The sequence below is a fragment of the Chryseobacterium mucoviscidosis genome, from assembly GCF_002177115.1.
In the GTDB taxonomy this organism is placed as follows: Bacteria; Bacteroidota; Bacteroidia; order Flavobacteriales; family Weeksellaceae; genus Chryseobacterium; species Chryseobacterium mucoviscidosis.
This window is the reverse complement of the sequence record NZ_MVAG01000091.1, coordinates 1-19,727: the sequence shown is the minus strand read 5'-3', so window position 1 is coordinate 19,727 and position 19,727 is coordinate 1. Positions and strand designations below refer to the sequence as shown.

Sequence of the window (19,727 nt, the reverse complement as noted above, 5' to 3'; positions counted from 1 at the left end):
ATTGCTGGATTATTAAATTGAATTATTATGAACAACGTATACATCATAGATTACATAAGAACTCCCATTTCAAAATTAAGCGGAGGACTTTCTGAAGTAAGAGCCGACGATTTGGCTGCCATTGTTATTAAAGAAATTGTAGCAAGAAACCCTGAAGTTCCTGTTGAGGAAATTGAGGACGTTATTTTCGGATGCGCCAATCAGGCAGGTGAAGACAACAGAAACGTAGCCAGAATGGGGCTTTTATTGGCTGGGCTTCCTTATAAAATCGGAGGGGAAACGGTGAATAGATTGTGTGCTTCAGGAATGTCTGCGGTGGCAAATGCTTTCCGTTCTATTGCTGCAGGAGAAGGTGAAATTTATATCGCAGGTGGAGTAGAACACATGACGCGTTCTCCTTATGTAATGTCGAAACCAAGCACAGCTTTCGGTAGAGACAGTCAGATGTTTGACACCACTTTCGGATGGAGATTCATCAACCCGAAAATGAAAGAAATGTACGGGATTGATGCAATGGGTGAAACGGCTGAAAATTTAGCGGATATACATAACATCAGCCGTGAAGATCAGGATAAATTTGCCATTTGGTCACAGCAGAAAGCCACCAAAGCTCAGGAAAGCGGAAGACTGGCAGAAGAAATTGTAAAAGTTGAAATTCCACAGAAAAAAGGCGAACCGAAAATCTTTGATACAGACGAATTTATCAAACCGACTTCTTCAATGGAAGGACTAGGAAAACTTCGTCCGGCTTTCAGAAAAGAAGGAACGGTAACCGCAGGAAATGCTTCCGGAATGAATGACGGAGCAGCAGCTTTAATTTTAGCAAGCGAAGAAGCGGTAAAAAAATATGGATTGAAGCCAAAAGCGAAAATCTTAGGATCTTCCGTTGCCGGAGTTGAGCCAAGAATTATGGGAATCGGACCTGTAGAAGCCACTCAGAAACTATTAAAAAGACTGAATCTTTCATTAGACGATATGGATATCATCGAATTGAATGAAGCATTTGCCGCTCAGGCTTTAGCCGTAACAAGAACCTTAGGTTTAAAAGATGACGATTCAAGAGTAAATCCAAACGGAGGTGCCATTGCAATCGGTCATCCACTTGGAGTTTCAGGAGCCAGAATCGTTGGTTCTGCGGCAATGGAACTTCAAAAACAGGATAAGAAATATGCATTGTGTACACTTTGTATCGGTGTCGGACAAGGGTATGCGATGGTGATTGAACGGGTTTAAATCAATTAATAATTTTTAAGTACTGATATTTTCTATAAATAATGACAATGAAAGGTCTAACTAAAAAGGAACATAAAATACTTAATTATGGAATTATTGTTGGAAAACTTGAAACAATAGCCAGATTCAATGATAAAACCGACCATAGTTATAATTTTGAATTAAGTATTATACCTAAATTAGATACCATTGCGAAAACTATAGAGAATAAAGTTGAAAATATTAGTGAAAGTTATACATTGAAAGAAATAAGTTTAGAGAAAGCATTTAAATTTTTCTTTAAGTTATTACATGATAAATGGTTTTATTCCTATCAGGATAAACGTGACTATTACTTATCTGATGTAGGAAATAATTTTTCTTTATACTTTGATGAGCGGAAAAGAGAATGGATTGTAGATTTTGTTGATCTTTTACTTCAAACAATAGATCCAATACAAATTTATGAAATAGAATATCAAAATTTGAAAAGCCATTATGCATCAGATTATGATGAATTTATTCTTGAGAGTGGAGATGAAATATATTACTTTAAACTTTCAGTCATTGATTAAAATTTATTAAGAAAGCACAAGTAAAATTGTACATCACAAAAATTAATTTTCAAATTAAATAAAAAATGAACGTTTACTCATATCACGGAATTCGCCCGATAATAAAACCTTCCGCGTACGTTCACCCGCAAGCGGTGATCATCGGAAATGTAGAAATTGGCGAAGAAGTTTATGTTGGGCCCAATGCAGTGATTCGTGGTGACTGGGGAAAAATTATAGTGAAAGACGGTGCCAATGTTCAGGAAAACTGTACCCTACACGTTTTTCCGGGAATTGAAACCATACTTGAAGAGTCTGCACATATCGGTCATGGAGCGATTATTCACTCCGGACATATCGGTAAAAACTGTCTGGTCGGAATGAATTCTGTCGTGATGGACAAAGCGGTAATCGGAGATGAATGTATCATCGGCGCTTTAGCTTTTGTTCCGGCAAACTTCAGATGTGATGCCAGAAAATTAATTGTAGGAAGTCCTGCAAAAATTATCCGCGATGTTTCTGATGAAATGATCAGATGGAAAACAGAAGGAACAAGATTATATCAGGAACTGGCAAGAGAAGGAAAAGATGCTATTTTGCCTTGTGAACCTTTTACAGAATATGTTCAGCAGATCCCTACAAAAGTGGTGGATTACAGCATCTGGGATGATATTAAGTAAAATTAAATAATTTGAAAATGTGCTAATTTGAAAATTTTATCATAGGAAACTAATTTTCAAATTGACTCATTCTCAAATTTTCAAATTAGATAAATATGGAAAAGTTAAAAAACTATATCTACGGCGAGTGGATCGAAGGAAACGGAAACGGAATTCCTTTGTACAATGCTGTTAATGGAGAGCAGGTTGCTGTTTCCGACACAGAAGGTCTGAATTTTGAGCAGGCTTTGGATTACGGAAGAACAGTAGGTTATAAAAACCTTTCATCCATGACGTTCTACGATCGTGGAGAAATGCTTAAAAAAGTAGCACTTTATCTCCTTGAAAGAAAGAAAAAATATTACGAACTATCGTATAAAACAGGAGCAACTCACGTTGATTCCTGGGTAGATATTGAAGGAGGTTTTGGTACATTCTTCACGTATTCAGGATTGGCAAAAAGAATGCTTCCGAATACACCGTTTTGGGTAGATGGAGATACTCAGAAAATTTCGGCAAACGGAACTTTTTTGGGAACCCACATATTAACGCCGAGTGAAGGAGTTTCAGTACAAATTAATGCTTACAACTTTCCGGTTTGGGGAATGCTGGAAAAATTATCCACATCATTGTTAGCAGGTGTTCCTTCGATCGTAAAACCTTCTCCTTTCGGTTCTTATTTAACGAACGCTGTTTTTCAGGATATGATTGAAAGCGGAATTCTTCCTGAAGGGGCGGTTCAATTAGTATGCGGTGAACCGGGAAATATTCTGGATTATGTGCAGGATGGAGATTCTGTTTTGTTCACAGGCTCTGCCAATACAGGAAGAAAATTAAAATCTCTGCCTTCGATTGCAGGAAATGCCGTTCGTTTCAATATGGAAGCAGATTCTTTGAACTGTTCAATTCTTGGGTTGGATGCAAAACCGGGAACTCCGGAATTTGATTTATTCATCAAAGAAGTTCGTAACGAAATGACGACGAAAGCCGGACAAAAATGTACGGCGATCCGTAGAATTATTGTTCCCGAAAACTTAATTGGTGACGTTCAGAATGCTTTATCTAAAGCTTTAGATCAGACAAAAATCGGAAATCCGTTGAGTAGAGAAACCAGAATGGGATCTTTGGTTGGAAAACAACAGTATGATGAGGTTTTAAGAAAAGTTGATTTGCTTAAAGCTGAAACCGAGTTAATTTACGACGGAAAGCACGAATTGGTAGATGCCGATTATGAAAACGGAGCTTTCATGAGTCCGAAATTGTTCTTAAATGATAAACCATTCGAAAAAAATATCTCGCACGATGTCGAAGCTTTCGGTCCGGTTTCTACATTAATGCCTTACAAAGATGCGGAAGAAGCGGCGGCTTTGGCAAAAAGAGGAAAAGGAAGTTTGGTGGGTTCCATCGTTTCCCATGATAATAATTTCGTTGCCGAAACATCTTGGAAAATGGCTTCACAGCACGGAAGAATTTTTGTACTGAACAGAGACAGTGCGAAAGAAAGTACAGGTCACGGTTCTCCGCTTCCGACTTTGATGCATGGCGGTCCCGGAAGAGCAGGAGGAGGAGAGGAAATGGGCGGATTAAACGGTCTTCATTTCTTCCTTCAGAAAACAGCTATTCAGGGTTCTCCGGATATTTTAACAGCCATTACAAAGATTTATCAGCAGGGAGCTGAGAAAAAATATTCTGATAAACATCCGTTCCAGAAATATTTTGAAGAAGTTGAGGTGGGAGATTCTCTGGAAACAGCAGGAAGAACGGTTACCGACGCAGATATCGTGAATTTCTCCAATGTTTCGTGGGATCATTTCTATGCACACACCGATGCAACTAGCTTAACCGGAACTATTTTCGATAAAACCGTTGCTCATGGCTATTTCATTCTTTCAGCAGCGGCAGGATTGTTTGTTTCAGGGAAAAAAGGACCGGTTATCGCAAATTACGGACTGGAAAACTGTTCGTTCTTTAAACCTGTTTATGCAGGAGATACCATTACGGTGTATTTAACGGCGAAAGAAAAAATCAACAGAGGGGTAAAAGGAAGAAATATTCCTTCCGGAGTTGTAAAATGGTTAGTTGAGGTCGTAAATCAGAGAGATGAAATCGTTTGTGTGGCAACTATTTTAACGTTGGTGGCAAAACAGTCTCCTTTTATCGATTTAAACTTAAAAAATATTCAGAAAATGCTGAATGGATTAACAGATTCTACTCAGCCAAACTGGGGAAAAATGTCACCGCAGCAAATGATAGAACATCTGGAGCATGGTGTCTTGGTAAGTCTTGGCGAACCGGAAGCTGATAAGTGCTTCACTCCTGAAGAACAGTTGGAAAAATGGCAGGATTCTTTGTATAACCACAGAAAAATGCCGAAAGATTTCCCTGCACCGTTTTTGGCAGATGATGAAAAACTATTGGAGTTAAGACATAAAAATCTTGAAGCTGCTAAACAGTCTTTCATTGATAACTTAAAAAGATTTGTGATTTATTATAAAGAAAATCCACAGGCAGAACACCTGAATTTCGTTTTCGGAAAACTGAATAAAGAAATGTGGGAACTGATGCACAAGAAGCATTTTACACATCATTTTGAGCAGTTTGGATTAATTTAAATATAAAGCAGCATTCTTTAATGAATTGCTGCTTTTTAATTGTATAACTATTTGATTAAATTGTTTTTAAATGATTTTATTGCTAACTTTAGGATGCGAAATCCGAAAAGCATAAAGAGTAGGAACAATCATTAAAACTAAATCATTATGAAAAACTTAAAAAAACTCTCAAGACCAGAGTTGAGAGCCATTGAAGGATCTGGTCCAAACTGGTCTTGTACACCAACTTCGTGTCCTAAAGGAAGCTGCTGTATTCCCGGAAGCTGGCCAAGTACTCCAAGAGCGTGCGTTATTTGTGCAGATTCTTAAATGATACAGATAAATAATGTGTCGTTTTAATTAGCCTGTTTCGGTTAAAATAATTATAAACTCCCTTTCAGCTTATGTTGAAAGGGTTTTTTATAATCTTATGTTAAAAACTTAATGATATTTGATACCCTTATTTTTATTCCTTATTTTCAGGCTTAATTATATCATAAAACAAAAGAAATGAACGAAAACTGGCTACAGAAATATGAAGAAGTAAAAGATGTTCTCATATGCCCGACGGATTTGGAAACCTATTTTACGTCTGATGAAATTGCAGGGCAGCCATTGGAAACGATGGAGATCGGAAATGTTTCTCTTCCTTCCGGTAAAATAGTGGTGAGAGATCCTCTTGTTGATCTGAACGGAAACCAATCTCCGTATTTTATTCAGGCTCCGAAAGGTGATTTTCCTGTAACCATTGCCGTGGTAAAGTCAGAAGACTGGGGTGACAGATATGCTGTTGTTAAAGTGGAATTTACTAAAGAAAAGCCCATTGTTTACAGGGAAGCCTTGGTTGGAATTGAAGAATTAGAAGGCGTTACTGAAGATGATTATTTTGGTTTTGGCGTGGACGCGGGTTTAGGCTGTATTACGGATAAAGAAGTGCTTCCTTTTGTGGATAAATTTGTGGATGAAACTGATCTTGACAATTTTTACGATGATTATTTCGCCGGACTTTTCGAGCAAAGCTATAAAGACCATCCGAAAAATCAAAGAGATGCCGGAGACTGGATCAACTGGAAAGTTCCGGATACCAGTTATCATATTCCTATGTTTGCAAGTGGCTTTGGAGACGGTATTTATCCTGTATACTTTGCTTATGATAACAATGACAGTATTTGCGGATTATACATCCAGTTTATTGATATTGAATTAGCCTTAAGCGAAGATGGAGATGAGGATGATGTAGATTAAAAAAGATCAGCCGGATAATTTTTTTCTGAAAAACTAAATATGACGAAAACTTTTGCTGAGGAAGTAGTAGAATTTAACCGAAACTTACATTACTCCGGAAATATTCCCGATGATTTTCAGGTGCTTAATCCTTATCTCGACAATCCTGAAACCATGATTGTTATGGAAAGGTTTTATCATAAATATTACAATGATTTCAATAACAGAAAATTTCTGATAGGGATTAATCCCAGTCGTCACGGAGCAGGCGTTACAGGAGTTCCTTTTACAGATACCAAACGTCTGGAAAGCGTGTGCGGAATTAAAATGGAATCTGCTCATACGCATGAAGTTTCCTCAGTATTTATGTATGATGTGATTGAGCAGTATGGCGGAGCAGAAAATTTTTATCAGGATGTTTATATTAATTCTCCGTTTCCTTTAGCAATTGTCAGGAAATCGAAAGGTAGCTGGATCAACGCCAATTATTATGATGATAAAGAACTTTTTAAAGATGTAAAAGATTTTATGATTGATTGTTTAAAGAAACATATCACCCTGAATATCGACATTTCGGAAGTCTTTGTTTTGGGTAAAAAAAATGCAGATTTTATTTCAAAATTAAATAAGGAAGCCAATTTATTTGAAAAAATGACAGTTCTGGAACATCCAAGATACATCCAGCAGTACAAATCCAAGGAGAAACAATTGTATATTGATAAGTACATTCTCTCACTGAAAAATTAAAACTCCCTGAATTTCTCAGAGAGTTTTAGAACGGTGATATTAAATATCGCCAGAACGAGGGAAAACATGAAAATCCCCCGATTGCTCAGGGGACATCATCACAATATTATGCTTTAAAATCTTTCATGGTACAATCACCTATCTTAATGAATTTCATGGTTATTAGTTTTTACCTTAACGATAAGCGTATTATTTTTTGATAATTTTATAAGACTCTTTAGAAGACTTTATCATGTAAACACCTTTTGGAAGATCGGAAATATCAGATTCGTTTGTTCCTTTTTGTGTTTCAATTGTTTTTACCAATTGTCCGCTTTGGCTGTACACCTCAAACTTACTGTTTTCCTCAGTTTTAATGGTAAGTGGACCGCTTGTTGGATTAGGATAAATCCCCGAATCTTTTTTCGATGATCTTACTTCGTTGGCAGCTAATACAAGTCCGGTATCTTTTACCCATGTAAACGCATCTAATCCCATATACTGATAACCACCTCCTGCAGTAATTTGTAGCTGATCGATAACGATATTGCTATAATTCTGTCCGTTAAGATTAGTCATGTCTATTAAAGTATATCCATTCGTTGTAGCAATAGAGTTAACAAACCCTGTAGTTTTTGTCTGAGTAAATTTTGTAACTCCGGATAATTTACCTGTAATAGTTAATGTCCCAGTTACATTCTGTGCAGTATTTGCTGCGCCTAAATAAACCCAGAATCTGTTTACTTTAAATAAATTAGATGTTGTCTTAATACTAAAAGAAGTTCCGGCAGATTGGTTACCCGCTCCGGAGTTATCTATATATCTGTTGTCAATTGCGGTACCACTCCATCCAGTCCCCGGATAAGAAGCCTGAATATCGTAGGTATTTACATGCGACAGAATATTGAATATTACTCCATTATCAGTAAAGCTTGCGCTTGCATTAGATTCTGTCTCAAATTGTTCCGTACTGGTCTGTCCAAAAGAAAAGACCGAAATAAAAAGAACAGATAAGGTAAAAAGTATAGTACTTTTCATGATTTTAAATTTTTAGGTTGTTAATTATTGTCTTGATGGATATATACCATTTACGCAGATAATATAATTAAGACCAAGGTAAGGTGGCATATTGTTAACAGGCACATTTTGCCCTGTAAACGTTACTGAAGCTCCATTAATTTGCGTATTAGGAGCCGCATCTGTAAAACTTGGAACAGGTTGAAAATCTCTTCCTGCATATGTTCCTGAAACAGCAATCGAAGAATTACCCGAAGGAGTTGCCGTTGTTGCATTCGAAGAAGAAACTCTTAGCTGGCTTATCATTGATGGAAGATTTGAGCTAAGAAGAGTATTGGTTGGTGTTCCTGCTGCTTCTCCCAAAGCAATATTTTTTCCTGTGTTTGAAGTTCCAGCCCCGATGGGTGTTCTTCCGTTAAGGTTAGGCAAAGCGAATGTTGTTCTTCCGTCTCCGCCATAAGTTGTTCCTAGGATAGCGAAAAGTGCCTGATTTTGGCTGATGCTTATCAAAGCACCATTACAAAACATATATCCTCTCGGTGCAAAATCACCTGCAAATAATTTGATGGTTCCTATTAATTCTTCGTCCATGATTATTGTATTAATTTGTTAGTACTTTAAAAAAAAATTAAGGTCTTGAAGGATAAATTCCCTCTACACAAATGATGTAGTTAATTCCTAAATATGGAGGCATATTATTAACCGGTAGATTCTGTCCTGTAAAAACAACAGATTGTGGATATAATACCGTGTTAGGTGCTGCATCTACAAAGCTTGGAACAGCCGTAAAATCTCTTCCTGCCTGTATACCGCTTACTGCGATCGATGTATTTGCAGTAGGCACAGAAGTTGTCGCATTAGATGATGAAACCTTTAGCTGGCTCGCAAAACTCGGTAAATTAGAAGAAAGTAAAGTATTTTGTATTGTTCCTCCTACCTCTCCTAGAGTATAAGATCTTCCGGTATTTGAATTCCCCTGACCGATCGGAGTACGTCCGTTAAGATTTGGCAGGGCAAAAGTTCTGATACCATCACCACCGTAAGTTGTTCCTAAAAGTGAGAATAAAGCACTGTACTGTGCAATGCTTAGTAAAGCACCGTTGCAGAACATATAGCCTCTAGGTGCAAAATTGCCTGCGAATACTTTAACTACGCCCATTAATTCGTCGTCCATGATAATATAATTTTTCAGTTTTTTTAATTCCTACTCTGTTTATGGCTTTTCGGATGCCGCCAGAAAATCTTTAAAAACTTATGTCGTATTGATATGTCAAAGTAACGGCAATAGCATGATGCATGGTAGAGTAGAAAATACCAAATTGAAGATTCCGTATTTCTACGTAATGAGAATTGTAATGAACACCGGGAGTATAAAAACTTAAATAAAATCTTCCTCAAAATCCCTGTATTTAGTATTTTTGTGTAAATCCAATTAAAACTAAAAATGAACGAATTTGTAGTATCAGAACTGAAGAACAATATTGCCGAAATTACATTCGGAACTCCGAAAAGCAACTCACTTCCGGGAGCCATTCTTGAAAAACTGGCACAGACCATTCTTGATGAAGGTGCAAAAGAAGAAGTAAAAGCCATTCTTGTAAAAAGTGAAGGTGAAAAAGCCTTTTGTGCAGGAGCCAGTTTTGATGAGCTTCTGGAAATTGAAGAACTGGAAAAATCGACAAAATTTTTCGGGGGCTTTGCAAAAGTGCTGAATGCGATGAGAAACTGCGGAAAAATAGTCGTGGTAAGAGTTCAGGGAAAAACTACAGGAGGCGGAGTAGGAATTGCGTGTGGAGCAGATTACTGTTTCGCTACCAAAGATTCGGCATTAGCTTTAACGGAAATCAATCTGGGAATAGGGCCATTTGTAATAGGACCTTATGTAGAAAGAAAAATAGGAAAATCCCAGTTTTCAGCCATGGCAATTGATGCAGACTTCAGATCGGCAGAATGGGCAGAACAGCACAATATTTATCATTCGGTTTCAGAAACCATTGAAGATATGGATGCCAAGCTTGAAAAATTCCTTCAGACACTGGCTTCAAGAAGCAGCGATGCTTTAGCTTTAATTAAAAAGGTTTCGTGGGAAGGAACAGATCATTTTAACGAACTGATGCCTGCAAGAATCCACATGAGTGCAAGTCTGATTCTGGAAGATTCTGCAAAAAAGAATATTGAATCTATTAAAGAAAGATTAAGAGCAAAGTAATTTATACATTGAGCCGTTGATAAGATCAGCGGCTTTTTTTTGAAATAAATTCTAAATTTCCCCAAAAAATATTTTGCAGATTCAAAATAAATAGTAACTTTGTAATTCAAAGTTCTTTTTATGGAATCAAAAAACTATCACGAAGACTTATCACACATTCGCTCTATGATGGAGCGTTCTTCCAGATTTATTTCTTTGAGCGGGTTGTCCGGAGTTGTTGCGGGATTAGCGGCAATTATAGGAGGAGTGTATGTATATTTTGTTTTTCAGAGAGAGGGAATTGATTATTTTGATGGAGAAAGAAATATTTTCGGACCGTCATTGGTAAAAGAACTTGTTGTAACTGGAGTTGTTATTCTGGGTGTGGCATTGCTCAGTGGTTATATTTTCACTGCCAATAAAAGCAGAAAGAAAGGTTTGAAGATTTGGGATGCAACCACTAAAAGACTTTTGGTTACCTTTGCAGTTCCTTTGATAACGGGAGGCTTCTTTTGTCTGGCACTTCTTTATCATCATCTTTTTGTATTTATTGCTCCGGCAACACTGCTGTTCTACGGACTGGCTTTGGTAAGTGCGGAACGATATACCTTAACGGATATAAAATATTTAGGCTATTGTCAGATTGTTTTAGGATTAATTTCCTTATTCTTTTTAGGATGGGGACTGGTTTTCTGGACAATAGGATTTGGAGCTTTGCATATTGTTTATGGATTGATAATGCATAAGAAATACAAATAGAATTGTGAAAAAATGGGGGATATTTTTAATCATTATTTTTGCAGTTGTGTTCTGCAAAGCTTATTTATTCCGGATATTTTTTTCATATGACATAATTAAAGAAAGAACGGTTTTAGATATTGCCAACGAGAAACTGAAAAATCGGTTAAAGGAAACTGGAAGTAATACATCTGTAGAAGATCTCATTCAGAATTCTTTAAAAGAAACAGCTTCTACCCTTAGTTTTTCATTTGATAAATGTGATCATGAAACAGATAAATTAGTAGAAACCAAAAAAGCAAACTGTATCGGTTACTCAGCATTTTTAGCTTCTGTTATTCAGTTTAAATTGAAGCAGAGCGGACTGCAAAATGATTGGAAGGTTCATCATAACGTTGGAGAAATTTATTTAATGAATGAAAATATCAACAGACATTTTAATTCTGAATTTTTCAGAGATCATGATTTTGTAACCGTTGAAAATGTAAAGACAAAGGAAACAATCGGTGTTGATGCAACAGTGTATGATTATTTCAGAATAGACAGGATAAAATTAAAATGATAAATATAAATCAACTCAACAAAGAATTCGAAAGCCGTGTAAGATTGGGCATTATGTCCGTTCTCATGGTAAACGACTGGGTTGATTTCTCAGAAATGAAAAGCCTGCTTGAAATAACGGACGGAAATCTTGCCAGTCACAGCAACGCGCTGGAAAAAGCAGCATATATAGAAGTGAAGAAAGAATTTGTAGGCAAGAAACCCAAAACATCATATCGGGTAACCCAAAGTGGAAGAGAAGCCTTTACAGAACATCTTAATGCTTTGGAAAAATTACTCGGAAAATAGAGATTAAATTTTTTTATTTTTAAACTTTGAAATACAAAGTACTTTTAATAATTTAAAATGAAAATTATGACTTTAGAAAAACAAAAAACAACCATCATTTTCGCAGTTCCTGCATTATTGATGCTTACGGCATTTTTTGCCAATCTTTTTGCAGAAGGCTGGAACTGGTCTCCTGCTGATTTTATTATTGCCGGAACTTTACTTTTCGGAACCGCATTCTTTATCAATCTGGTCATCCGATCGAAAAAATCTTTACGGTATAAACTGCTGATCTGCTTTGCGATTTTATTAGTCCTGGCTTTAGTGTGGATCGAACTGGCAGTCGGGCTTTTCGGAACTCCTTTCGCAGGAAGCTAATGTTGTAAAAAAACTAAAACATAAATGAACCGGAAAACATTTTTAAAAAAGATCTTTCAGCTTTCTGTAATAGGAGCATTCCCTCTTCTCTATTCATGGCAGATCGAACCGTTTTGGCTGGAATTTGTAGAACGGAAACTTCCGATTAAAAATTTACCCAAAGATCTTGAAGGAAAAATTCTGATGCAGATTTCCGACCTTCATGTTGGAACCCGCTTCGACTGGAATTTCATTATCGATTCTTTTCAGAAAGCTAAAAAATACAATCCCGACTTCGTGGTGTACACAGGAGATTTTGTTAATCATGGAGGAGCTAAAGAAACGGAAGACCTTAAAAAAGTGATGGAACATGTTGTGTTGGGAAATCTGGCAACATTTGGAATTCTGGGAAATCACGATTACGGAAAAGACTGGCAGGATCTTCAGTCGTCCGACAATATCTGCAATATTCTGGAAAGCTTCGGAATCACAATGCTGAATAATGCGCAGCAGGAAAGCAACGGACTGAATTTTATCGGTTTTGAAGATTTATGGTCGCCCAATTTTGCACCGCAGAAAGTGATGAAAGATTATGATCCTTCCAAAGCGAATATTATTCTCTGTCATAATCCCGATGCCTGTGATAAAGATATCTGGAATGGTTATCAGGGATGGATTCTGAGCGGACATACGCATGGAGGACAGTGCAGAATTCCCGGAGTCATTACGCCTCTGCTTCCCGTGAAAAACAGAAAATATATTTCCGGAGAAATTGATCTTGAAGATGGAAGAATGCTTTACATCAACCGTGCTTTGGGACATTCTTTTCAGGTTCGCTTTATGGTGCGTCCGGAAATTACGGTTTTTACACTCATAAATTATGAAAAGTAAATATAACAACATTGCATTGATTTATTTCTCTGCAAGTTGGTTGATCGGAATTTTAATTATAGCAGGCATGGTATTTAAAATTAGTGATGATCTTGTTGGGACTTTGATTTTCTTGTCAGCAATTAATCTGATTATTAATCTATTTTCAATGATTTTGCTGTTTGCTTTTATATTTATTTTTCCTGAAAACCGTGTTCAATTTAAAAATTCTTTGGTATTGATGATGTTTAATTTTCCAATCATCTTTTTTTTATACTTAGCCATATCATTAACTTAAAATAACATAATATGAATGAAAAAACAATCATAATTATCGGAAAAACTCTGTTTTGGCTTTCATTTATTTTAGGAAGCATCTCTTTGTTCGGGTATGCTCTCACTAAAAATGATTTACTTGTTGAAGGTGGAATTTTGGTTTTGGAATATGGATTTGTAGTTAATATGATTGTTCTTGTTACTCTATTAATGCACGGAATTGTTCATAAGAGTAAACTCAATGCCTGTCTTAAATCTTCAGGAATTATGCTGATTAATATTCCCATAGCAATAATTTATATCATCATCGGATTTCAGCTTGTTTCAATTAATTTTTTAAACCCATAAATTATGAAAAAAATACGCGTCAAATTTCTTCTTTTCGTTTACAATAAGACCCAGAAACTGTACAGAACCTATTTCAAGAAAAAGAAAAGGCAGTGGCAGTTTACCGAAAAACAACTGCTGGAGTTTCAGGAAGATTCTCTGGGCAGAAAATTGGGAGAATTTTATAAAAAACATGGTTTCACGATGATTCCCAAAATGGAAAATCACGATGTTCATCACCTTATTACAGGATGCGGAACCAATTTCGAGGACGAAATCGCCATGCAGTTTCTCCTGTTAGGAAACGGAAAGCTCAATGCCCATCTTTTGGCAGCCATTGTTTTGGGAAGCCTCATTTTACCGGAATATTACAAACTCTACATCAAAGCCTACAAAAAAGGACAAAATATGCGTCCGTTTTACCATTGGGATTTTGAAGCTTTGCTCTGGCAGAATTTTGAGCATCTGAAAGATTTCATTCAACAGAAGAATACCGCTGTTTTGCATTAATCATGGAACGAATAAAATTTAGTCCCGTCGGAAAAAGTCTGTTTCTGATTTCATGGCTGCTTGGAACCATCATCTTACTGGCATTCTGGATCTCCGAATCTTGGTTTTTTGTCTGGCTCGGATTTTATTATGTCGTTATTGCCGTTGTTGTCAACATGATTGTTTTCTGCTCCGAACTGATTACTTTTTTAACAGATGTTTCAGATAAAAAATCTCACGGAAACTCAGCTTTGCTGATTTTGTTGAATATTCCGATTGCCGCCTTTTACTTTTTTATTTTCACCAACATTTAAACTAACCTATGAAAACACATCACTATATATTTCTTACGACCCTGCTTTTTGTCATTGTATTTTATGATCAGAATGTAGGTCTCAATCTCGGAATTATCGGAATTATTTATGCCGTGCTTACTTTCTTCAGAACACCTGAACGAAACCGAACCAAAACGTTTATTTTTCTTTTCGTAACGAGCATTATTTCGAGTGCTGCGTTTGCGTGGTACGGAGATTTTCCGTCCTTTCTGGCGGTTGTCAGTTCACTGTTATTGTTAGGATACAGATCCCGAAACCGCAGGATGAAAATCCTTTTGCTGGTTCCGGTTTTTGTGACGAACTGCTTTACAGAGTTTTTCAGAATCCTGAATTTCGATGCATGGCTTCCCAAAAGAAACGTTTCCGGTTTGTGGCAGAAAACACTGGCTTTTGTAATAATTCCTTTAATTCTGATCTCCGTTTTCTTTGGAATCTATTCCGCAGGAAGCGATCATTTTGCCAATTTATTCACCAATGTGGAGCTTGATGTCAATTTCTGGCAGCTTTTTGCTATGATTGTTTTAGGCTTTTTTATCGCATTCAATTACTGGAATTTCGCCGTTGAACGTTTTATTTACAAAAGCAACAGATTGCTGGATAACAATTTCGGGGAGAAAGATAAAATTCAGAAAGCCACCTATTCTTTTCTTGATCTGGATGCAGAAAGAATGAGCGGCGTAATTTCTTTATTTGCGCTGAATATTCTGCTCGTCTTTTTCATCATCACCTACAACTATGAACAGTTTTACGAGTCAGTAAAAAGTCCTGTAAAACTCTCCGAAGAAACACATGAAAGAGTAAATGCAGTCATTCTGTCGATCATCATGTCGATTCTGGTGATCATGTTTTACTTTAAATCGAATTTCAATTTTGATCCGAAAGCCGGATTGATGAAAATGTTAGCCAAAGTCTGGATTTTCCTGAATGCCGTTCTCGTTATTTCTGCCATGGTGAAAAACTCAGAATACATCATCAATTATGGTTTTACCTACAAAAGACTGGGTGTTTATGCATTTTTGATATTGGCTTTAATTGGCTTGGTCACCACTTTTATTAAAATTCAGAAGCAGAAGAGAAATGTTTTCCTTTTCAACACCATGGCTTGGTATATTTACGGAGTAATCCTTGTTTGCAGCTACATCAATTGGGGCGGAATCATTACTTCTGAAAATAGGAAACGTAAAGACTTTGCTTCAAACTACCATAAAACTCAAATTAATTTCAGTGAGAAGCAATTGCTGAATTATGCCGAAGAACATCACAACGATGCCTTAAAATCTGAAATTCTGAATTTAGAAAGAGTGAAATTCCAACAAAATGAAACATTTCTTTCTCAGGTTTTGTATTACCAGAATTTAAAGTAAGAAGATCTTCGGTCAAACCTCACAGGTTTCAAAAACCTGTGAGGTTTTTTTAATCAATCAGAAAAGATTGTTATTAAAAAATCATCTTAAATAATCAATGGAACAATTTTGGCATCTCCATAAACTTTAAAATCAAGACGGCTTAGATCGTGCTTAAAAATTATCATTATGAAAAAATCCTTATTGCTCATCCCTTTACTTATTGTTTCATGTCAAAAAGAATCTGCTCCGGCAGAAACTCAGAAAAATGATTCAGTAATCGTAAGCGAACAATCTGATTCTGCTCCTAAAATGGATTCCGCAGCCGTAAAAATGAAGGATTCTGTGATCAACAACGCGCCGAAAACCAAAGAAGTTCTTAAAACCGGAGTGATGAGAACGGTAAAGGATGGTAAAATTACCAGAACGGTAGATGCAGAACAGTTTCCGTTAACTTTAGGAGAAGAATTTACAAAAGACGGACAGGAATTTATTCTTAAAATCATCAATTTCGATCAATCTAAAATAAAGGCAAAAATTTCGACCAATGAAAAGGATTTCAACATCCGCTTTAACCAGATCAAACTTCCCAACGGAGATTATGACGGACCTTTTGGAAGAGAAATTACTTATGATGTAAAAGATAAGGGCGAAGTTTGGCTGATCATCGGTAAAAGCAATATGGCTTCCGGTAATACCAAAGGCAGTTTTACCGTAAGTGTAGAATAATTTTCATCATTTTGGTATAGTTTCTGCAAAGACAATGTTAAAATTTATCATTATGAAAAATATATTTTTGACGGCGGCAGTAGCTTCAGTAGCTCTGGTAAGTTGTGGAACGGTGCAGTCGTTGGTTCAGAATACATTTCCTTATACAGCCAATGTGTTAGTTTCCACTGGAGTTCCCGCAGATAAAGAAGTTTCTTCTACTTCTACCGCTTCCAACGTTCAGACTTGGTTTGGAGGAAATAACAATGCAAAAATTAAAGACGTAAGAATATCGGATGCTAAAGTTTCCGTAGTTTCTCCGGCAGGAGGAAGCCTGAATGCTTTTAAATCGATAAAAGTATACATTTCATCGAGCGGAACAGGAGAAAGACTGGTTGCTTCAAGAACCAATATTTCTACAGATGCTTCAAGTTTGAATCTTGATCTTGCAACTTCAGGATTTTTAGATGAGGTGGTAAAAAGTACGGGGGTTACCGTAAGAACGGTTTATGAACTGAAGAACCAGACAAGTTCTGACATGAACCTTAGAATTGCACTAAATTTCAGCAGCGTTCCTGCGAATTAGTTTTTTTATAAAAGTTTATTTTAAAAAAACGTCTTTCAGATTTCTGAAAGACGTTTTTGCTGTTTTTTTATAGAAAAGATTATTTAAAATCTACCAGTTCCACATCAAAAATAAGGGTTGCTCCCGGAGGAATTACGCCACCTGCTCCGTTGTCTCCATAAGCAAGATCAGCCGGAATATAGAATCTGTATTTTGCACCTTTCGACATCAGTTGGATTCCTTCTGTCCAACCTTTGATAACGCTTGAAAGATTTAATTCGATCGGTTGTCCTCCGTTTTTATCCGTAGAATCGAAAACGGTTCCGTCCATTAATTTTCCGGTGTATTTTACGTTTGCAGTACTTGAAGCAGTTGGTTTTGCTTTACCATCGCCTTCTTTAAGAACTTCATATTGTAAACCGCTTGCTGTGGTTTTTATGTTCTTGTTCAGCTTATTTTTAGCTAAAAACTCAGCACCTTTCTTTTTGTTTTCCTCTGCTTTTACTTTTGCTTCAGCCTGTTTTTTTTCATTCTGCTTCTGCATAAAGCCCTGTAAAAAAGTTCCCATTTCTTCTTTCGGGAATAAACTTGCCTTATCTCCGAAAGCATCTTTAAAACCTTGTGCCAATAATTCAGGATCTGCCGGAAAGCCCTGCTTCTTCATGTTTTCAGCAATATCAAGACCGATGTAGTAAGACGCTTTCTGCTCGTCTGTGTAAGTTTTCTGAGCGAATGCAAGATTTACTCCTGTTAAAAGAACTAAGGTAAATAACGTTTTTTTCATTGTTGAATGTAAATATATTTTCTGCGAATTTAAGCTTTTGTAACGGAATCCATCACAATAGTTACCGGACCGTCATTAATTAACGAAACTTTCATATCTGCTCCGAAGATTCCGCTTTCGGTTTTTAGTCCGGATTTTGAAATTTCTTCTTTAAAATACTCAAACAAAGGAATCGCTTTATCCGGTTTTGCGGCTTTAATGAAAGAAGGGCGGTTTCCTTTTTTATAATCGGCAATCAACGTAAACTGACTGATGCATAATATCTCTCCCTGAATATCCTGAACAGAAAGATTCAGTTTCCCATCTTCATCACCGAAAATTCTGAGGTTTAAAATTTTCTGTACAAGCCAGTCTGCATCGCTTTTTTCATCATTTTCATCAATTCCTACCAGAAGCATTAAACCGTTTCCGATTTCCCCGACCACTTTTCCATCCACTTTTACGCTGGATTCTGAAACTCTTTGTATGACAACTTTCATTACAAATTTTTAGCTGTTCTTTGTTTTCCAGAATTCTACCTGTTCTTTCAGCTCTCGGATGCGTTCTTCATACATTTCAATTACTTTTTCAGATAATTGATTGATGGTGATATGAGTATCATGATGAGGATTAGACTGAACAGCAGAAGCGTTATCCTGATTTGTATTTATGTTGTTCTCAGAATTAATAAAAAAATCTTCCGGTTTGATATCTAAATTTTCGCATAACTTCTCAATATGATTAACCCAAGAGTTTGTTTCACCCATTTCTATACGGCTGTATGCTGAGCGAGAAATTTGCAGCCTTTCAGCCATTTCTTCCTGAGAAAAGCCTTTAGTCTCTCTCAATCTTCTTATTTTACTCCCTATCTGAATGTTCATTGTGATCTAATATTATACTGATAACAAAAGTAACAAAAACTATCTTTCCAATTCATAAAATTTATTCCTCCCGAAAATAGAACAGTAAGGTATCGGAATAAAATATATATTTGAAGCATTAAATTTTAATTCAATACAAAATGAAAAAATCTTATTTCATAATGCTTATGGCATTGGTATTATTTCTGGTTAGCTGCCGCACATGAAGATGCTTCATCCGACAGTTTTTCTTCTGAAACTCAAAAAGAAAAAGCGAAGGTTTACCTCATGAAGGACGTTCCTGCTTTTAAAAATTTTTTAGAAACGAAAATAAACTCGTCCAATTACTTTTCAAAATCCAATTCTTACGCTGCATTGCTTTTTGATAACCAGCCGGTAGATGTTGTAAAGAAAGGCAACAAAACATCTTACAGTACTTTTACTAAAAAAGATGATACGGTTTATGAGATAATCGTTTACACTACAGGAGAAAGGGAATCATTCTTTATCGCACAATATATTTCCAGTACGCCAATTCCTTATCTGAATCTTACAACCTTCTCGGGTACGGTACATTATAAGTCTTACAACGGAGAACTTATATCCAGTCTTTCTTTCGAGAACGGGATTGCAAAAACAGCCGCTAAGACTGCAATTGGCTGTTATACAGTAATTACTACACCAGTCTCCTGTATAGAAGGTTTGCATTTTCCGGGAAAACCCTGTGCTTATGCAGGAACAATTAATGCGGCTTATTACGATACACAAATTATTAACAGTTGTTTTCAGGATGAATTTTATAATTAAATAGGAAATGGAGGAAGCTACGGACCGGATGGGGGTGCAGGAAGCAATCCAGCTTATAGTCTTCCCGCACCGAGTGCTATTAATTACATGCTTACACAGATCGGTATGCAGAGCTTAAATACACAGCAGTTTTCTTATCTGTAAAATCATTTGATGGAAGCAGACAATTTACGAGCGCATTTTCTGGCGAATCAAAATGTGGATACTGCTAATTTTGGTATTGTTAAATTAAAATATATTTCATAAATTAGTATTATGAAATGTTATAAATGTCAATCATTAGATAAAGT

At 36.4% G+C, this 19,727-nt stretch carries 27 protein-coding genes; 21 read left to right on the top strand and 6 right to left on the bottom strand.

Going from position 1 to position 19,727, the window contains the following annotated elements; genetic code table 11:
* Positions 1 to 27 precede the first annotated feature (27 nt).
* From pcaF to B0E34_RS05755, 7 genes are all read left to right on the top strand, one after another.
* Positions 28 to 1,233 (top strand): 3-oxoadipyl-CoA thiolase, encoded by a 1,206-nt coding sequence (gene pcaF / locus B0E34_RS05780; protein WP_087707804.1) that lies wholly within the window; start codon positions 28 to 30, stop codon positions 1,231 to 1,233.
* A gap of 47 nt (positions 1,234 to 1,280) precedes the next feature.
* Positions 1,281 to 1,787 carry a hypothetical protein gene (locus tag B0E34_RS05775; RefSeq protein WP_123956558.1) on the top strand — a complete coding sequence of 169 codons (507 nt, stop codon included), beginning with the start codon at positions 1,281 to 1,283 and terminating at the stop codon, positions 1,785 to 1,787.
* A gap of 65 nt (positions 1,788 to 1,852) precedes the next feature.
* Entirely contained in the window at positions 1,853 to 2,446 is a 594-nt protein-coding gene (locus B0E34_RS05770) for an acyltransferase (protein WP_087707800.1), read from the top strand.
* A 95-nt stretch (positions 2,447 to 2,541) separates the two neighbouring features.
* Positions 2,542 to 5,037, top strand: a complete 2,496-nt coding sequence (gene paaZ / locus B0E34_RS05765) for a phenylacetic acid degradation bifunctional protein PaaZ (protein ID WP_087707798.1) — start codon at positions 2,542 to 2,544, stop codon at positions 5,035 to 5,037.
* A gap of 147 nt (positions 5,038 to 5,184) precedes the next feature.
* The gene (locus tag B0E34_RS21265) at positions 5,185 to 5,346 is read left to right on the top strand and encodes a bacteriocin-like protein (protein ID WP_165762953.1); all 162 of its coding nucleotides are present in this window, start codon (positions 5,185 to 5,187) and stop codon (positions 5,344 to 5,346) included.
* 180 nt (positions 5,347 to 5,526) lie between these two features.
* Positions 5,527 to 6,261 carry a DUF4241 domain-containing protein gene (locus B0E34_RS05760; RefSeq protein ID WP_087707796.1) on the top strand — a complete coding sequence of 245 codons (735 nt, stop codon included), beginning with the start codon at positions 5,527 to 5,529 and terminating at the stop codon, positions 6,259 to 6,261.
* A gap of 39 nt (positions 6,262 to 6,300) precedes the next feature.
* Complete coding sequence (locus B0E34_RS05755) at positions 6,301 to 6,987, top strand: SMUG2 DNA glycosylase family protein (protein ID WP_087707794.1); 687 nt, start codon at positions 6,301 to 6,303, stop codon at positions 6,985 to 6,987.
* Between the two features lie 189 nt (positions 6,988 to 7,176).
* Here B0E34_RS05755 and B0E34_RS05750 read toward each other — a convergent pair whose 3' ends face one another.
* From B0E34_RS05750 to B0E34_RS05740, 3 genes are read right to left on the bottom strand one after another with little or no spacing between them, the layout of a single operon-like run.
* Complete coding sequence (locus B0E34_RS05750; RefSeq protein WP_087707792.1) at positions 7,177 to 8,004, bottom strand: T9SS type A sorting domain-containing protein; 828 nt, start codon at positions 8,002 to 8,004, stop codon at positions 7,177 to 7,179.
* A 24-nt stretch (positions 8,005 to 8,028) separates the two neighbouring features.
* On the bottom strand, positions 8,029 to 8,574 hold the full coding sequence (locus B0E34_RS05745; protein WP_087707790.1) for a phage tail protein: 546 nt from the start codon (positions 8,572 to 8,574) through the stop codon (positions 8,029 to 8,031).
* A gap of 37 nt (positions 8,575 to 8,611) precedes the next feature.
* Positions 8,612 to 9,157, bottom strand: a complete 546-nt coding sequence (locus tag B0E34_RS05740; RefSeq protein ID WP_087707788.1) for a phage tail protein — start codon at positions 9,155 to 9,157, stop codon at positions 8,612 to 8,614.
* Between the two features lie 270 nt (positions 9,158 to 9,427).
* Here B0E34_RS05740 and B0E34_RS05735 point away from each other — a divergent pair, with 270 nt between their 5' ends.
* From B0E34_RS05735 to B0E34_RS05675, 13 genes are all read left to right on the top strand, one after another.
* Positions 9,428 to 10,192: an enoyl-CoA hydratase/isomerase family protein gene (locus B0E34_RS05735; protein WP_087707786.1), complete on the top strand. Its 765-nt coding sequence runs from the start codon at positions 9,428 to 9,430 to the stop codon at positions 10,190 to 10,192.
* 120 nt (positions 10,193 to 10,312) lie between these two features.
* Entirely contained in the window at positions 10,313 to 10,930 is a 618-nt protein-coding gene (locus B0E34_RS05730) for a hypothetical protein (protein ID WP_087707784.1), read from the top strand.
* A gap of 4 nt (positions 10,931 to 10,934) precedes the next feature.
* Positions 10,935 to 11,471 (top strand): hypothetical protein, encoded by a 537-nt coding sequence (locus B0E34_RS05725; protein WP_087707783.1) that lies wholly within the window; start codon positions 10,935 to 10,937, stop codon positions 11,469 to 11,471.
* Complete coding sequence (locus B0E34_RS05720; RefSeq protein ID WP_076395182.1) at positions 11,468 to 11,758, top strand: winged helix-turn-helix domain-containing protein; 291 nt, start codon at positions 11,468 to 11,470, stop codon at positions 11,756 to 11,758. The genes B0E34_RS05725 and B0E34_RS05720 overlap by 4 nt, the downstream gene beginning before the upstream one ends.
* Positions 11,759 to 11,824: 66 nt before the next feature.
* Complete coding sequence (locus tag B0E34_RS05715) at positions 11,825 to 12,115, top strand: hypothetical protein (protein ID WP_087708004.1); 291 nt, start codon at positions 11,825 to 11,827, stop codon at positions 12,113 to 12,115.
* Positions 12,116 to 12,139: 24 nt separating this feature from the next.
* A complete protein-coding gene (locus tag B0E34_RS05710) occupies positions 12,140 to 12,985 on the top strand; it encodes a metallophosphoesterase (RefSeq protein WP_087707781.1) in 846 nt (281 codons plus the stop codon).
* Positions 12,975 to 13,262, top strand: coding sequence for a hypothetical protein (locus B0E34_RS05705; protein ID WP_087707779.1), 288 nt, complete (start codon positions 12,975 to 12,977; stop codon positions 13,260 to 13,262). The genes B0E34_RS05710 and B0E34_RS05705 overlap by 11 nt, the downstream gene beginning before the upstream one ends.
* Positions 13,263 to 13,273: 11 nt before the next feature.
* Entirely contained in the window at positions 13,274 to 13,588 is a 315-nt protein-coding gene (locus B0E34_RS05700) for a hypothetical protein (protein ID WP_087707777.1), read from the top strand.
* Between the two features lie 3 nt (positions 13,589 to 13,591).
* Positions 13,592 to 14,077, top strand: a complete 486-nt coding sequence (locus B0E34_RS05695; RefSeq protein WP_087707774.1) for a Coq4 family protein — start codon at positions 13,592 to 13,594, stop codon at positions 14,075 to 14,077.
* A gap of 2 nt (positions 14,078 to 14,079) precedes the next feature.
* Positions 14,080 to 14,370, top strand: coding sequence for a hypothetical protein (locus tag B0E34_RS05690; RefSeq protein ID WP_087707772.1), 291 nt, complete (start codon positions 14,080 to 14,082; stop codon positions 14,368 to 14,370).
* An 8-nt stretch (positions 14,371 to 14,378) separates the two neighbouring features.
* Entirely contained in the window at positions 14,379 to 15,755 is a 1,377-nt protein-coding gene (locus tag B0E34_RS05685) for a DUF4153 domain-containing protein (RefSeq protein ID WP_087707769.1), read from the top strand.
* Between the two features lie 168 nt (positions 15,756 to 15,923).
* Positions 15,924 to 16,463, top strand: coding sequence for a hypothetical protein (locus B0E34_RS05680; RefSeq protein WP_087707768.1), 540 nt, complete (start codon positions 15,924 to 15,926; stop codon positions 16,461 to 16,463).
* A 52-nt stretch (positions 16,464 to 16,515) separates the two neighbouring features.
* Positions 16,516 to 17,028 carry a hypothetical protein gene (locus tag B0E34_RS05675; RefSeq protein WP_087708002.1) on the top strand — a complete coding sequence of 171 codons (513 nt, stop codon included), beginning with the start codon at positions 16,516 to 16,518 and terminating at the stop codon, positions 17,026 to 17,028.
* A gap of 79 nt (positions 17,029 to 17,107) precedes the next feature.
* On the opposite strand, the gene bamJ is transcribed toward B0E34_RS05675, so the two are convergent.
* The 3 genes from bamJ to B0E34_RS05660 are packed head-to-tail and all read right to left on the bottom strand — an operon-like array spanning position 17,108 to position 18,651.
* Positions 17,108 to 17,791, bottom strand: a complete 684-nt coding sequence (bamJ, locus tag B0E34_RS05670; protein ID WP_087707766.1) for a BamJ family beta-barrel-assembly machinery protein — start codon at positions 17,789 to 17,791, stop codon at positions 17,108 to 17,110.
* A 29-nt stretch (positions 17,792 to 17,820) separates the two neighbouring features.
* The gene (gene dtd / locus B0E34_RS05665) at positions 17,821 to 18,270 is read right to left on the bottom strand and encodes a D-aminoacyl-tRNA deacylase (protein WP_087707763.1); all 450 of its coding nucleotides are present in this window, start codon (positions 18,268 to 18,270) and stop codon (positions 17,821 to 17,823) included.
* 9 nt (positions 18,271 to 18,279) lie between these two features.
* Positions 18,280 to 18,651, bottom strand: coding sequence for a helix-turn-helix domain-containing protein (locus tag B0E34_RS05660; RefSeq protein ID WP_076395201.1), 372 nt, complete (start codon positions 18,649 to 18,651; stop codon positions 18,280 to 18,282).
* Positions 18,652 to 18,918: 267 nt separating this feature from the next.
* On the opposite strand from B0E34_RS05660, the gene B0E34_RS05655 reads away from it, so the two are divergent.
* Positions 18,919 to 19,437, top strand: coding sequence for a hypothetical protein (locus tag B0E34_RS05655; protein ID WP_087707761.1), 519 nt, complete (start codon positions 18,919 to 18,921; stop codon positions 19,435 to 19,437).
* The last annotated feature ends 290 nt before the right edge of the window (positions 19,438 to 19,727 follow it).

Coding starts and splice junctions, on each gene's coding strand:
- bamJ (WP_087707766.1), bottom strand. CDS start 17,791: ATGAAAAAAACGTTATTTACCTTAGTTCTTTTAACAGGAGTAAATCTT.
- B0E34_RS05760 (WP_087707796.1), top strand. CDS start 5,527: ATGAACGAAAACTGGCTACAGAAATATGAAGAAGTAAAAGATGTTCTC.
- B0E34_RS05680 (WP_087707768.1), top strand. CDS start 15,924: ATGAAAAAATCCTTATTGCTCATCCCTTTACTTATTGTTTCATGTCAA.
- B0E34_RS05690 (WP_087707772.1), top strand. CDS start 14,080: ATGGAACGAATAAAATTTAGTCCCGTCGGAAAAAGTCTGTTTCTGATT.
- B0E34_RS05755 (WP_087707794.1), top strand. CDS start 6,301: ATGACGAAAACTTTTGCTGAGGAAGTAGTAGAATTTAACCGAAACTTA.
- B0E34_RS05715 (WP_087708004.1), top strand. CDS start 11,825: ATGACTTTAGAAAAACAAAAAACAACCATCATTTTCGCAGTTCCTGCA.
- B0E34_RS05730 (WP_087707784.1), top strand. CDS start 10,313: ATGGAATCAAAAAACTATCACGAAGACTTATCACACATTCGCTCTATG.
- B0E34_RS05705 (WP_087707779.1), top strand. CDS start 12,975: ATGAAAAGTAAATATAACAACATTGCATTGATTTATTTCTCTGCAAGT.
- B0E34_RS05745 (WP_087707790.1), bottom strand. CDS start 8,574: ATGGACGAAGAATTAATAGGAACCATCAAATTATTTGCAGGTGATTTT.
- B0E34_RS05735 (WP_087707786.1), top strand. CDS start 9,428: ATGAACGAATTTGTAGTATCAGAACTGAAGAACAATATTGCCGAAATT.
- B0E34_RS05655 (WP_087707761.1), top strand. CDS start 18,919: ATGAAGGACGTTCCTGCTTTTAAAAATTTTTTAGAAACGAAAATAAAC.
- B0E34_RS05720 (WP_076395182.1), top strand. CDS start 11,468: ATGATAAATATAAATCAACTCAACAAAGAATTCGAAAGCCGTGTAAGA.
- B0E34_RS05775 (WP_123956558.1), top strand. CDS start 1,281: ATGAAAGGTCTAACTAAAAAGGAACATAAAATACTTAATTATGGAATT.
- B0E34_RS05710 (WP_087707781.1), top strand. CDS start 12,140: ATGAACCGGAAAACATTTTTAAAAAAGATCTTTCAGCTTTCTGTAATA.
- B0E34_RS21265 (WP_165762953.1), top strand. CDS start 5,185: ATGAAAAACTTAAAAAAACTCTCAAGACCAGAGTTGAGAGCCATTGAA.
- B0E34_RS05700 (WP_087707777.1), top strand. CDS start 13,274: ATGAATGAAAAAACAATCATAATTATCGGAAAAACTCTGTTTTGGCTT.
- B0E34_RS05770 (WP_087707800.1), top strand. CDS start 1,853: ATGAACGTTTACTCATATCACGGAATTCGCCCGATAATAAAACCTTCC.
- B0E34_RS05675 (WP_087708002.1), top strand. CDS start 16,516: ATGAAAAATATATTTTTGACGGCGGCAGTAGCTTCAGTAGCTCTGGTA.
- pcaF (WP_087707804.1), top strand. CDS start 28: ATGAACAACGTATACATCATAGATTACATAAGAACTCCCATTTCAAAA.
- B0E34_RS05695 (WP_087707774.1), top strand. CDS start 13,592: ATGAAAAAAATACGCGTCAAATTTCTTCTTTTCGTTTACAATAAGACC.
- B0E34_RS05750 (WP_087707792.1), bottom strand. CDS start 8,004: ATGAAAAGTACTATACTTTTTACCTTATCTGTTCTTTTTATTTCGGTC.
- dtd (WP_087707763.1), bottom strand. CDS start 18,270: ATGAAAGTTGTCATACAAAGAGTTTCAGAATCCAGCGTAAAAGTGGAT.
- B0E34_RS05740 (WP_087707788.1), bottom strand. CDS start 9,157: ATGGACGACGAATTAATGGGCGTAGTTAAAGTATTCGCAGGCAATTTT.
- B0E34_RS05660 (WP_076395201.1), bottom strand. CDS start 18,651: ATGAACATTCAGATAGGGAGTAAAATAAGAAGATTGAGAGAGACTAAA.
- paaZ (WP_087707798.1), top strand. CDS start 2,542: ATGGAAAAGTTAAAAAACTATATCTACGGCGAGTGGATCGAAGGAAAC.
- B0E34_RS05685 (WP_087707769.1), top strand. CDS start 14,379: ATGAAAACACATCACTATATATTTCTTACGACCCTGCTTTTTGTCATT.